Origin of the sequence: Pedobacter nyackensis, assembly GCF_032678475.1 — a bacterium.
GTDB classification, from domain to species: domain Bacteria; phylum Bacteroidota; class Bacteroidia; order Sphingobacteriales; family Sphingobacteriaceae; genus Pedobacter; species Pedobacter nyackensis_A.
Map to the genome: position 1 here is coordinate 468,850 of NZ_JAVTSF010000003.1, position 13,608 is coordinate 482,457.

The 13,608-nt window shown below is 40.9% G+C and carries 8 protein-coding genes; 4 read left to right on the forward strand and 4 right to left on the reverse strand.

Going from position 1 to position 13,608, the window contains the following annotated elements:
- From R2Q84_RS13055 to R2Q84_RS13070, 4 genes are all read left to right on the forward strand, one after another.
- On the forward strand, window positions 1-645 hold the full coding sequence (locus R2Q84_RS13055) for a DUF4129 domain-containing protein (RefSeq protein WP_316816991.1): 645 nt from the start codon (window positions 1-3) through the stop codon (window positions 643-645).
- Window positions 642-1,817 (forward strand): DUF4350 domain-containing protein, encoded by a 1,176-nt coding sequence (locus tag R2Q84_RS13060; protein WP_316816992.1) that lies wholly within the window; start codon window positions 642-644, stop codon window positions 1,815-1,817. Before R2Q84_RS13055 ends, R2Q84_RS13060 begins: the two co-directional genes overlap by 4 nt.
- Window positions 1,818-1,820: 3 nt before the next feature.
- Window positions 1,821-2,798: a MoxR family ATPase gene (locus R2Q84_RS13065; RefSeq protein ID WP_316816993.1), complete on the forward strand. Its 978-nt coding sequence runs from the start codon at window positions 1,821-1,823 to the stop codon at window positions 2,796-2,798.
- A 75-nt stretch (window positions 2,799-2,873) separates the two neighbouring features.
- A complete protein-coding gene (locus tag R2Q84_RS13070) occupies window positions 2,874-4,157 on the forward strand; it encodes a DUF58 domain-containing protein (protein ID WP_410478424.1) in 1,284 nt (427 codons plus the stop codon).
- Window positions 4,158-4,219: 62 nt separating this feature from the next.
- Here the strand turns inward: R2Q84_RS13070 and R2Q84_RS13075 are convergent, their stop codons facing one another.
- The 4 genes from R2Q84_RS13075 to R2Q84_RS13090 are packed head-to-tail and all read right to left on the reverse strand — an operon-like array spanning window position 4,220 to window position 13,486.
- Entirely contained in the window at window positions 4,220-5,647 is a 1,428-nt protein-coding gene (locus R2Q84_RS13075) for an L-serine ammonia-lyase (protein WP_316816995.1), read from the reverse strand.
- Window positions 5,648-5,706: 59 nt separating this feature from the next.
- On the reverse strand, window positions 5,707-6,363 hold the full coding sequence (locus tag R2Q84_RS13080; RefSeq protein WP_316816996.1) for an MgtC/SapB family protein: 657 nt from the start codon (window positions 6,361-6,363) through the stop codon (window positions 5,707-5,709).
- A 55-nt stretch (window positions 6,364-6,418) separates the two neighbouring features.
- The gene (locus tag R2Q84_RS13085) at window positions 6,419-7,447 is read right to left on the reverse strand and encodes a PorP/SprF family type IX secretion system membrane protein (RefSeq protein WP_316816997.1); all 1,029 of its coding nucleotides are present in this window, start codon (window positions 7,445-7,447) and stop codon (window positions 6,419-6,421) included.
- A 3-nt stretch (window positions 7,448-7,450) separates the two neighbouring features.
- Entirely contained in the window at window positions 7,451-13,486 is a 6,036-nt protein-coding gene (locus R2Q84_RS13090) for a PKD domain-containing protein (protein ID WP_316816998.1), read from the reverse strand.
- Window positions 13,487-13,608: the final 122 nt, after the last annotated feature.

The window sequence follows — 13,608 nt, forward strand, 5'->3', positions numbered from 1 at the left end:
ATGCAAAAAGCGCTCCTTAAAAATGATAGCTCAGCAGTTGTGCCGAGGAATTTTGATCTGCAAAAAATAGAGGGCTATAGTACGCAAAAAGAGTTTCAGTATGAGGAGCAACAGCTGATAGATACAAGTTGGTGGGACCGGTTCTGGAGATGGATATGGGATTTGATTAATACAGCCTTCGAAAACAGGTATTCAGGTAATTTTATAAAATACCTGGTCATCGCAATTGTAGTGGCGTTGGTTATTTTTGCTGTAATTAAGATACTCGGCCTAGATCTGAAAATCTTCGCAGGTAAATCTAAGGCTGTTGACGTTCCTTACGATGAATCCCTGGAGAATATTCATGAAATTAACTTTAATGAAGAAATTGACAAGGCTGTCGGTAACGGTAATTACCGTCTTGCGGTTCGTTTGCTTTATTTGCGCTCGTTGAAGTTGCTGAGCGATAGAGAGCTGATCCACTGGCAACCTGAAAAAACTAACCAGGCGTATGTAGATGAGCTTGCTGACCAGGATGGAAAAGAGCAGTTTAAGGTGCTCACCTTACAATTTGAATACATCTGGTATGGGGATTTCGCGATAGATAAGGACGGGTTTAAAGGTATAAAAGGGAATTTCGAACGGTTTAATGTGAAGACGCTATGAGAGGGTTAAGATTATATCTGATCGGAAGTGCTGTGGTTATGCTGTTGTATTTAATAGCGCAGTATTATAAGCCAAAACCGACCAACTGGAACGCAACTTATTTAAAGGAAGATAAGATTCCTTTCGGCACTTATATTTTATACCAGGAATTGGCAAGTTTGTTCCCTAAGGCTTTGATTACGCCATCAAGATTGCCTGTTTACAATACGCTAAAGGATAAAGGGTTTAAGCGTAGCAATTATCTGTTGATTGCAGGTGAGGTTAGGATGGACGAGTATGATTATAAGGAGCTGGTTAAGTATATGGAAGCGGGGAATAATGTTTTTATTGCTGCCTATCAATTGAGTGCGCTTTTGAGTGATACCTTGAACCTGACGATGAACTCTGTGTTTAAGAAAGAGAAAGGTACCCGCATTAATTTTGTAAATCCGGCCGTAAGGGACAAAAAAGGATATCTTTTTAATAAGGGCTTAGGTGACCAGTATTTTAGTAAGGTGGATACTTTACGTGCCAGGGCTTTAGGAAGAAATGATGATGGGGAAGTTAATTATGTAAAATATAATTATGGAAAAGGTGCTTTGTACATTTTGCCAAGTCCGCAATTATTGAGCAACTATAACCTGTTGAATGCTGCTGGCGCTAAATATATTGCGACAGTACTTTCATTTTTACCTCCTGCTGAAAAAATCATCTGGGATGAGAACAATACGAAGGGGAATGCCGACGAGGAATCAATTCTTCGGGTATTACTTAAGCATGATCAGTTGCGCTGGGCTTATTACCTTGCGCTGGTTGGGTTGCTGATTTTCGTGTTTTTTGAAATGAAGCGCCGGCAACGTATTATTCCCGTTATTGAGCCCTTAAAGAATACATCGGTTGATTTTGTTAAGGTCGTAGGCAAGGTTTATTATCAGCAGCGCGATAACCGCGACATTGTACAAAAGAAGATCATTTATTTTTTAGCACATGTACGGACTGATTATCAATTGAAAACAACAAAGCTGGATGAAGATTTTGTCGTAGATCTTATCCATAAATCTGGTGTGAATGAGGATGTTGTCAGGGAGCTAATAGGCACGATAAACAGGTTTAATGGCACCGATATGGTTACCGATGGGGAGTTGATTAACCTGAATAAAATAATAGAGAAATTTTATAAACAAGCCCAATAAATTATGGAAGAGGAAATGTTTGACCAAAGAACCGACCTTACACAGCTAAATACTTCCGTTGCGCAGATCAGGCAGACGTTGGGCAATATTATTGTTGGTCAGAAGGATACCATTGATTTTTTAATTGCCGGTTTACTGGCCGATGGACATCTGCTGCTGGAAGGTGTGCCTGGTGTTGCCAAGACTTTAAGTGCTAAACTGGTTGCAAAAAGTATTCATGCTACTTTTTCGCGCATTCAGTTTACACCAGATCTGATGCCTTCGGATGTGATCGGAACATCTGTCTTTGACCCTCGTTCTGCTACTTTTGAATACCGTAAAGGGCCGATATTTGGTCATATCGTATTGGTTGATGAGATTAACCGTGCACCTGCAAAGACGCAATCGGCTCTATTCGAAGTAATGGAGGAACGTCAGATTACTGTCGATGGCCACACATATCTTATGGATGAGCCTTTTATGGTGCTGGCTACGCAAAACCCAATTGAGCAGGAGGGAACCTACAGACTGCCGGAAGCCCAGTTAGACAGGTTTTTGTTTAAGATAGAAGTTAAATACCCTACGCTTGAGGAGGAGACAGCTATTTTGATGAATCAGCATCAGCGTAAACTTGACGATGAATTGAAAGCGGTTAAGGCCATTTTGACCATTGATCAGATTAAGGCTTGCAGGGGAATTATCAAAGGTTTGCATGTAGAGCCTAAGCTGGTTGAGTATGTGGCGAAGATCACTCACGAAACGCGTAATAATAAATCACTTTATCTGGGGGCATCACCACGTGCTTCGCTGGCTATGATAAATGGAGCCAAAGCTTTTGCCGCGATGCAGGGGCGTGATTTTGTAACACCGGAAGATATTATAAAGGTAGCTCCACCGGTGTTGTCGCACAGAATTATGCTTACACCGGATAAGGAAATGGAGGGGTTGACAGCTGGTGATATTGTTGCACAGATTATTCAGAAAATAGAAGTTCCGAGATAAAAGACAGAAATATTGAAAGCATTCTTTATCAAATACTACAAAGACCTGTTTCTGGGCAAAAGATTTTTTGCCGGGATGGGGCTATGTGTAAGTTTATTTCTTTTTTCTTTCTTTTTACCCTGGCTGGGTGATTTACCCTATGTCGTATTTTGGGTTTTTGTATTGCTGGTATTGATTGATGGTGTTTTGTTGTATCGCGCAAAGCGAGATGTTTTTTTGCGCAGAGATGTGCCTGAACGCTTAAGCAATGGAGACGAAAATGAACTGAAGATTTATGTAGAGAATTTTTATGCTTTTGGCATTCATATAGGCATTATTGATGAAATTCCTTTTCAGTTTCAAAAGCGGGATCTTTGGTTTAAAAGCAACTTGAAAGCAGGGGAGCGTAAGACCATAACTTATACCTTGAGGCCGACTAAAAGAGGTGAGTATGTTTTCGGGAAGATCCGTTTATACGTGCAGTCGCCATTAAGACTGATTACCCGAAGGTTTAATTTTGCTGATGAGGTTACGGTTCCGGTTTATCCTTCTTTTTTACAGCTGCGTAAGTATGAACTGATGGCCATATCAAACAGATTGAGTGAGTTTGGTATTAAAAAAATCAGGCGTATCGGGCATAGTATGGAATTTGACCAGGTAAAAAGCTATGTGCAGGGGGATGATTACCGTACTGTAAACTGGAAGGCAACCGCTCGCAAAAGTGAGCTGATGGTAAACTCTTTTACAGATGAAAAGTCGCAGCATGTGTATTGCATCATTGATAAGTCGAGGTCAATGAAAATGCCTTTTGAAGGTTTGAGTTTATTGGATTATGCGATTAATGCCAGTCTGGTTCTTTCCAACGTGGCACTGGTAAAACAGGATAAAGCTGGTTTGATGACTATAGCGGAGCAGATTGGGACAATTGTGCCTGCAGACCGGAGGCCTACACAGCTGGGCAGGATAATGGAAGTGTTATACAAGGAAAAGACGCGTTATCTGGAGCTGAATATGGAGGCCTTGTATACCAATGTTCGCGGAACATTAAGACAGCGCAGCCTTGTGGTATTGTTTACCAATTTTGAAAGTATGTCGGCCTTGAACAGGCAGTTGCCATTTTTAAAGCGTATGGCCAAGTTCCATTTATTGCTGGTCGTATTTTTTGAGAATACGGAGCTTAAGGCTATTACTGAAAAACCGGTTCAGGACGTTGAAGATATTTACATTCAAACGATTGCCACTAAGTTTGCTTACGAGAAGAAATTGATGGTTAGGGAGCTGGCAAAGCATGGTATTCTGAGCATACTTACCCCTCCCGATAAATTAACTATAAATGTGGTGAACAGGTACCTGGCACTTAAAGCACAACAAAAAATCTAATTCTTCATATCTTAGATTAGTTATCAGTTGTGGGTTCAGTTGTTATGGCTACTATGCTGGAATTAACATTCTGGCAAGCTGATCGGTATATTGGTTGCTAAACCGCCATCAGATGTTTCTTTGTATTTAGAGTTCATGTCGAGTGCAGTTTCCCACATGGTATTTACTACAGCATCCAGACTTACTTTTGCTTTATCAGGATTACTTTGCAGGGCGAGCTGACTTGCGGTTATCGCCTTGATAGCTCCCATGGTATTCCTTTCGATGCATGGTATTTGAACCAGGCCGCCTATCGGGTCGCAGGTTAAACCCAAATGGTGTTCCATGGCAATTTCTGCAGCCATCAATACTTGTCGCTGTGAGCCGCCTAAACACTCTGTTAAAGCTGCTGCGGCCATTGCTGAGGAAACACCGATTTCTGCCTGACATCCACCCATTGCGGCCGATATCGTGGCCCCTTTTTTAAAGATGCTTCCTATTTCTGATGCACATGCGATGAACTGGGTAATCTTTTCATCTGTATAGCCGTCACAGAAGGTAATATAATATTGTAAAACTGCAGGTATAACACCTGCGGCACCATTGGTAGGAGCGGTGACCACTCGTCCGAACGAGGCGTTCTCTTCATTTACGGCAAGTGCAAAGCAGCTTACCCAATCTAATATATAGTTAAAACCATTCCCGCCACTTCTGATGGCCATGATCCAGCTGTTGTAATCTGTATAGACATTGCTGCCGATTAACCTTTTATTTAAGGCTGCAGCTCTTCTACCCACATTTAATCCGCCTGGTAAATATCCGGAGGTATGACAACCTCTGTAGGTGCAGTCTTTCATGACTGTGAAATGTTGCATGATCCCTTTCCTGGTTTCTGTTTCTGTACGCCAGGATAGCTCATTTTCCATTACGATTTCTGAGACTTTAAGTCCGGTCGACAAGCACCAGTGTAGCAGTTCACTCGCTTTTTCTACAGGGAAGGGGAGATCTACCTGTTCTTTCTCGTTTCCAGTTTCTCCTTCTTTTACCACAAAGCCTCCACCTATAGAATAGTAGGTTTCAGAAAAGGCTTTTCCATTGTTTAGGAAGGCCTGAAAGGTAACTGCATTGGGGTGAAATGGCAGGCTTTCGAAGAAAAGGAAAACCATGTCATCGCTGTAATTGAACGATAACAATTGTTCGCCTGCCAGGGTTAGCAGTTGATCTTGTTTAATTGTAGCAATGGTACTATCAATTGCATTCACATCAAATGTAACAGGATCGGCACCGGTAAGACCTAAAAGAATGGCAACGTCAGTTCCGTGACCGACACCGGTTTTGGCTAGTGAACCATACAACAAAACCTTTATTTGTTCAACCTGGTTCAGTAATCCCTGCTGTTTAAGCGATGCTGTAAATTGTTGCGCTGCTCTCCATGGCCCTAATGTGTGTGAGCTTGATGGGCCAATACCTATCTTAAAAATGTCGAATACCGAGATCTGTTCCCTTTGCATAATAATACAAAGCTACTATAGTTTGATGAGATTGTTAATACGTTATAGTAATGATACGGTTAAAAATCGAAGGCAATGATGTTTTTATCCTGAAGCATCCTGTCTACAAATGTTTTATGATTTTTAGGGCTCCCGATGGCAATCCATGTTCCACTAATGATACCATTAGCCAGTTCCTGTTTACCTCTGGATAGCTTCAATTTTGAGGTTTTTATGTCTTGTTCATATTTTTCGAGGCTTTCCCCTTCATAGCGTTTTACGATGCGGTATATTCTTTTGGTAAAACGGCGTTCTGCCATTTCTTCCAGAAAAGGAAAGACGAGGAGGGCCAGTAATACAACAACAGTTACACCTATGGCTTGTTCAAAGTAACCTGAGCCAATGGCCATACCTATGGCTGCTACAATCCAGATTACACAGGCTGTGGTGAGGCCTTTAACCTGGTTGTCTTCTTTGAAAATTACACCTGCTCCGAGGAATCCAATTCCGGTAACAATGTTGGAAGCAATGCGGTCGTGACTGCTGACGCCTATTTTAACAGAAAGGATGGTGAAAAGGGTAGAACCAAGACCAATCATAATCATGGTTTTTAATCCCGCCTGTTTACTCCTGAACTCCCTTTCGGCACCAATTAAGCCGCAAAGTAAAGTTGCCATTAAAAACTTGTTCACCTCACTCTGTGTAAGGAAGTGATTGTTGTCGAGAATGTGTTCCATATCTGTTTAAATGATCTAATATAAGGAAGATTTTCTTCGTATTGTTATAACATCATTAATAGAAATCGTAACACCTTAAGCCATTGAACTTGTTGTATCCGGAGCTGTTGGGAAAGTATTTCTCATAACCGATGCTACCTTCGGTTGTGCCGCTGGTATTCGTATAGTTGATTTTTGAAGTGGTTGCATCATGACTGATCCCAAGCCTGAGTTTTTCGCCATTTCTATTTCCTTTTAACAAATCAAATATCAATGAAACGACAATAGCATCAGGACCATTTTGATTGCCGGTCCGGTACCATAAGCCTGCGTTTAACCCTTTAAATTTAAATTGTGCTCCAGCACTTAGAGAGGTAGAGCTGGCTTGTTTGTAATAAACTACGGATGGGATAAGAAAAGGACTTTCGTCCTGATTGGAGTAATAACCGTAGCTTAAAGGTATTCTGAAACTTGCATTTGCAGTGATGCGCATAGGCAATTTTGCTACTGTACCACTAAATGATTCGTCGGGTTTGTTGATATGGTGTACAGCGACTCCGGCCATTAAATTCCTGAATACGATGTTTGTTCCTGCTGCAGCATCAAAAAAGATTTTGCTGTCTACATCTGGTGGTTGCGCCGAGGATACACTTCCGGGGATATATCCGAGACGCATATCAATCTGATCAGAGAATACCAGTTTGCTCCAGTCTATTTGCCTGTTTGTAAAGCCGGCCTGTATACCAAATGAGGCGACAAAATCATCGCCACCAACGCTGTAGGCATAAGTTGCTGCTGCGTTATTTTTTACGAGGAAGGCGGTTCCTTCGCTGCTGCGGTTAAACATTAGTCCAACGCCCCCTGCAAATTTCGAAATATTTAAATCAGCGGACGCGGTGATGTATGATAGGTCTCCGCTAAGTCCCGACCATTGGTTTCTGTAGATGACGTTCATTCTGATGTCACCTTCAAATTGTCCGGTTAAGGAGGGGTTAAGGTAAATGGGCGCATTAAAAAACTGAGAATAAATATGATCCTGTGCAATGGCCTGCAGGCTTGTTGCAAACATGAATAGTGCTATTGTATATTTTAATCTCCCGCTCATCCTTTATCTGATTAAATGTATTGCACCTGTTCGTTTAGGTGCAGATTTGTCGTAAGTCATACCTTTCCATTCGGATCCATTGACCATCTGTACATCGATTTTCCAGTAGTAAACACCTTGTGGGAGAGCTTGGCCTTTAAAAGTCCCATCCCATCCTTCTGTTGGCCTGCCTTCCGTCAGGTTAGTTGTTTCCCATAATATTTGTCCCCATTTATTGAATACACTGAAGCGCCAGGTTTGAATGCCCGATCCTTTGGCTCTGAATTCCCTGAGTTCTGGTTGTGTACTTCCCGGAACAAATGAGTTGGGTACAAATAGGTATCCCGGCACGCCTTTAATGGTTACCTTTTTAGAGGTTGTGGTAAAACAACCTTGCTGGTTTTCGACTCTCAAGGTTACATTGTACGTCCCTGTGTCAAGATAGGTGTGGCTTGGATTTTTTAATTCAGAGGTTATACCATCTCCAAAATCCCAATGCCAAATGGTAGGATTGTTAGTGCTTTCATCCTTGAAGTTAAATGTATAATCAGGGATGCTGATTAAGGTTGAGGGGTTGACATGGAAGGCTACTTGTGGTGGTGGTACTACGTGAATTATTAATGTTTGCGTCTTTGGGCAGCCTAATGTATTCGTTGCGGTTAGTGATACGGTGTAGTATTCTTTATCTCCGGAGAAAATATGTATAGGGGGTTCAAATCCGAGGAAGGTACTGCCATCTCCGAAATCCCATAGATAGCTGGTAATATCGTTGCCTTGAGTTGTATTTTTAAATGTAACAGGTAGGTTGGGGCAACCTAAGGTAACATCGGCTTCAAACATAGGTTTTGGCTGTGCATGCACTATGATTTTTTCATAAGTGGTGTCTGCTGAACAGTCATTTTTTGCAATTAACATTACATCATAAACGCCACCTTCCTTAAACTCATATTGAAATGTTTTTGGAGATGCAGCAAGTGATCTGAGACCAAAACCATCTTTAAAGTCGATCATATATTGAGTAGCACCTGTAGAATTGTTATCGAAATCTACTTTAAATGGAGCACAACCCATTTTTTGGGTTCCTGAAACTACAAGTTCTGCACTTACCGTCTTTGGTGAAACTACAATGTCATATATTCTACTTACATCAGTTCCACATTCACCTTTTGCGGTCATTTTTACGTGATAGGTTTCTATTTTTGTAGTAGCAAGATAAGTATGATTGATATCGTTTCTGTTGCTTACCCAGCCACTGTTCGTACCGTCACCATAGTCATAGAAATACTCTACCCCAGACTGATTTGGAGAATTATTGGTAAATACAACTGGCAAGGGGGAGCAACCGACAGTTTTACCTGGTGAAAATATAGCTCTTGGTTTAGCTTTTACTAATACATTAGCTTTAGCGGAATCACTGCCGCAGATTGTTTCAGAATAAAGCGTAACGGTGTAGGTTGTGTCCTTTCCTGTAGGATCCGGCTGGAAGGTATGAGCTGGAGGATTTGCATTTGTTGAAATCTGGGTATTACCAACTTTCCATTTGAATGTTGCTCCGGCTCCTTGTGGCGACGTGTTATTGAATGCAACTAGTTTTGGGCCACAAATCGTAGTCTCACTAAGGGTAAATGAGGCAGGGACAGCCTGATTTGTACTAAATGTCCAGGTGAACTCTGCAGGATTACATCCAATCTTAGGTGTGACAACTAGCTTGATAATGACCTGCTCATTGCTATTTGTAATAGTATAACCGGGGAAAGTAACTCCAGTTCCAATTGTAGTTGTTTCGGTATTAGTTAAAGCATACCAAGAATAGGTTGCATTTTCATTAGGATGATCTTCTGCTATCACGTTTGATGCAGTGATCTCGAATGGAGCACAGCCCTTGTCTTTAGTAAAAGTGAATTTTGCGATCGCATCAGGTTTTAAAGTGATGATGATTATATTACTTGTGCTTTTTTGAGCTCCATTACAAGTTGTGGTACTTACTACACGTCTATATTGAGTTGTTCTGGTTAATGCCCTAGGTTGGAAATCGGACTGAAATGTATTGGTGCTGCTCCAGGTTGTGCCTCCATCAACGCTTAGCTCCCATTCATAATTAAAGCTACCGCCTCCTCCTTGTGGAGGTGTTCCTGTTAATGCTATAGGAATTTCATTGGTACAGACAGCTTGATTGGCTGATATAATGTTATTTCCTATTGGAGGTAACGCATCAACGTTAAATGCAGGGCTGGTATGTGAACATGATCCACTTGTTACTGTTCTTCTAAATAAGGTGGGAACGGTTATTGTGAAGTCTAGATTAGGAGTGTCTCCTCCCTCGGTTGTCCAGGTAGCCCCAGCATCTATGCTTGTTTCCCATAGATAGTGATAAGTTCCATCACCACCAATTGGGGTACTTCCTGTAAGCTGAATTTGTTGACCTGAGCAAACCAACGTGCTAGTGCTACTGATGGTATTTTTATCAATTACAGGAAGTAGTTTAATATCAACATTGGAACTGCTAGGTCCGCATGCTGAAGATCCGGTTATAGTCCAGGTAAACCTATAAGTTTGTCCGGCCACTAAATTTTGTACCTCAGTTTTAGGATCTGTAGCATCGACAAAATTAGCTGTGGGGTACCCCGGTGCCACTGTCCATAAGCCAGTTTCCTGATTGTTTGGCTTAACTATATTACCATCCAGCTTTACAGTAGTTCCACCGCATATAGTTTGAGGTAATCCCGCATTTGCTTGGGTATCCGCAGGAGTAACGGTGATTACGGTGATGTTTGTGGTTTTCTCCTCACAACCCGGATTTTGTACAACGGCGCGGTAACTGGTTGTTGTTGTAAGCCCATTGTAATTTAATGCAGTTGTTGTATTTGCTATAGGCTGCCATACTGCTCCTCCGTCTATCGATTTTTCCCAGCGAATTACATTACCTATGTTGCCCGTTAAGTTTATGGTTCCGCTGTTACTAACCGCACATACTGTAGTTGCTCCGTCTATTGTTCCTGCTATAGTAGGAGGAAAGACTGTTATGGTGACAGATGATGTGGTTGCCTCACATGCTCCTGGCGCTGAAATGGTCCATCTGAATGTATAAGCTTGTCCAGCAACTAATCCAATAGCTACTGCATCGGGAAGATGATTGTCTGAAAATGATACTCCAGTTTGTCCTGACGTAAGTTCCCAGGTTCCCGTCTCATTTGATTTTGGTGGATTTCCGTTTAAAGTGTAGGTTGTCGCATTGCATATGCCCAGATCAGTGCCGGTAGTTGCTTGGGTAACCTCTGGATCAACATTTATAGTGACGTTAACAGGTTCTCCGGGACAACCCGTTGAAGAATATGGTGTAATGACATAAGTGACAGTGCCTTGTGATGTACCTGTATTGGTTAATATATCATTTATGGCTGAAGCTGGTGCCAGAATAGAATTTTGACTATTTCCCGAAACCCCATTTGTTGTTGAACTTGTCCATGTATATCTTGTTGTAGCTGGAGTATTTGTGGTTGAAAGCGTAATTGCCGAAGATTTTCCGCTACAAATGGTTGAAGCCGTAGGTGTAGCAGTTAATATAGGTTTAGGTGTAACCGTGACGATTAGCGTAAAACTAACTCCTGGGCATCCATCATTGTTAGGTGTTATTACATAGGTAACTGTTGCATTATTAATGGGATCACTGTTTGATAGTTGATCCGCAATAAATACACCTGGTATTGATGAATCTGCATAACCACTTGCAGATGCTGAACCTGTCGCAGTCCAGGTGTAAGATGTATTCGCAATATTGGATGTTGGCGCATAGTTTACCTTGTCATTTGTACAGATACTTTTTAGCGGACTACTTGTAATTAGAATCTCTTCTTTTATGGTAATTCTGATCTGATCTGAAACGGTAGAACAAGGATCTTCCAGATCTGTATCCGCTGTAAAATTTAGTAAAACTAGTCCATCATTCCTTTCTGTAGCAGTTGGAATATAAGTAGCATTTGGATTGGTCCGGTCTGAAAATGTACCTAATCCACCTACCCATCTTTGATTACGTATTATCCCGGTATTTGTTGCATTTAACTGCACTGAATTTTGTGTATAGCAAATACTTATGTCACTTCCGGCGTTGATCTGTGGGGCCGCAAAAAATTCGAGTATTTGACTGTCTGTTACTCCCAAAGGTGTACAGGTGTTTTTATGGGTGAGGGTGATTTTATAAAGAATATTTCTTAAAAAATTAATAGCAGGATATTTACTATTCGGTCCTGTGTTATCTACAAAGATATAGTCGGAAGCTGATAATGGAACGTCATTAATATCCGTAACTGTCCAGGTATATGTATCCGAAAGAGTTACCTGGGTTCCAGAAATGATCGTTGTAGTGGGGGTGTTTGGTGTGTCATCAAATTTGTAAACCCCTAGATTACATAGCTTTTTGTCACTTGATAGAGTCGCAACAGCGGGGCCATTTATAATAATTATTGGATCAGGTGAAACAGTTCTGAATATTCCACATGACCCAGAATTAATCTCAAGAGCAATTGTATACACACCTGGTTCTGTAAGGTTAAATGTAGGGTTAGGAACTCCATTTATAAAGTTTGTAAACCGAACTCCATTTGCGTTTGTTACAACCCAGTTATAGGTGTGGTTAGTCGGCGGTGTGCAGCTGGGATCAATAATTGATTTATCCTGAACTTTTACTATAAATGGTGCGCATCCTGTCGTCGCCCCAATAATATCAAAGGCTGGTTGAGGAGGTTCTTGTATACAGATAGTAGCCGTGGCTTCACTTGGTAAACAAACGCCTACCCCATTAGATGCTACTAGTTTTACAGTGTGCGGACCTTTAGTTGTAAAAATGTAATCTAATGGATCTGTATTGGATGTTTCTTTAACTTTAACGCCGTCTACATACCATGTATAGTCCATTATTGGGGAGCAATTGGCTCTAGTACCACCGATTGAAGCATTCGTAAATCTTATGACTGTATTGATACAACCAATAGATATTCCCGGAGTTATTCGTGCAATTGGATTTGTAAATACCTGAGCGTATGCCGTTGCTGGTCTGCTGAAATTACAAATTTGACTAATTGCGTTTATCGTCGCTTTGAAAGAATTTAATATGGGTGGATTTCCGGGAATATCGGGTTCACCACAAGAACTTCTGTTGTATTCATGAGATATCCTTGATGAATTATTGACTATTTCATAGAGTGTAGATTCACTCGTTGTTCCATCTCCCCAATCAACTCTGTAGATTGTTCCAGGGTAGTTGTTGTCAATTCCGCCAGTTAAGCCTAATTCAAATGAAACTCTTGCTGTTTGTCCAGGCCCATTAATACATCCCATATTTTGTCCGCTATCTTGAATATTGACAAGTAAAGGGGAGTTATGTAAGAAATATGATCTGACAGATTTGATGTTTACCCCACCAATATTAGTTGTTGAAGTAACCGTTACTAAATATGAGCCGAGATTTATGCCTGTAAGATCGACCCCCGTTCCTATAAGTTCATTAAAATTGATAGACGTACCGGTTTTAAGGTTTTTTAAATTGATAACAACTGTACTTGGGTTTGTCGCATTACTTTTTACCATCATGCTTTGACCATTGACGGCTTCTGCAGGACACCATCCGAGATTGTCTATTCCTAGATTTCTACTTTGAAGACTTGGAGTAATAGTTATTGGATTTGCTGTTACATTGCGGATGTCGAGTGTACCTGGTACGTCTATAGTTTGATTGGGATTACTTGCGACAATCCTTAATTTGTAGCCAGTACCTGGAGCTAATCCAGCTAAACTGCCATTTATAAATGGCGTGTAAAAACCAGTATAGGTGCCAATTTGCGTTCCATTGCCGGAAAAATTTCCTGCAGCATCAGAAATATATAATGTGAATACATTTCCTATGTTAAATTCTGATTGATTGTTAGGGAAGTTTATTGGGACTGTAATTGTACTTCCGCTCCCATAAGGCCCAGCGTCAACTGTACCGATGGTAATCTGAGAAAAAGCCTCAGAAACCTGAAAAAAAAAGAGAGCAAGTGTAAAAAAGAGTAAACGTTTTACCATATATACAGGATGCTGTATAAAAGTAATTATTTTTTTGTTTCAATTAACATTTTTGGACTGAAATGAGATTAAATAAAAAAAACCACAGGAATTTTCCTGTGGCTTTTCGTTATATTCAATGA

Excerpts from the sequence above, each read along its gene's own strand:
- R2Q84_RS13065 (WP_316816993.1), top strand. The coding sequence starts at position 1,821 with ATGGAAGAGGAAATGTTTGACCAAAGAACCGACCTTACACAGCTAAAT.
- R2Q84_RS13060 (WP_316816992.1), top strand. The coding sequence starts at position 642 with ATGAGAGGGTTAAGATTATATCTGATCGGAAGTGCTGTGGTTATGCTG.
- R2Q84_RS13070 (WP_410478424.1), top strand. The coding sequence starts at position 2,874 with ATGGGGCTATGTGTAAGTTTATTTCTTTTTTCTTTCTTTTTACCCTGG.
- R2Q84_RS13090 (WP_316816998.1), bottom strand. The coding sequence starts at position 13,486 with ATGGTAAAACGTTTACTCTTTTTTACACTTGCTCTCTTTTTTTTTCAG.
- R2Q84_RS13080 (WP_316816996.1), bottom strand. The coding sequence starts at position 6,363 with ATGGAACACATTCTCGACAACAATCACTTCCTTACACAGAGTGAGGTG.
- R2Q84_RS13085 (WP_316816997.1), bottom strand. The coding sequence starts at position 7,447 with ATGAGCGGGAGATTAAAATATACAATAGCACTATTCATGTTTGCAACA.
- R2Q84_RS13055 (WP_316816991.1), top strand. The coding sequence starts at position 1 with ATGCAAAAAGCGCTCCTTAAAAATGATAGCTCAGCAGTTGTGCCGAGG.
- R2Q84_RS13075 (WP_316816995.1), bottom strand. The coding sequence starts at position 5,647 with ATGCAAAGGGAACAGATCTCGGTATTCGACATTTTTAAGATAGGTATT.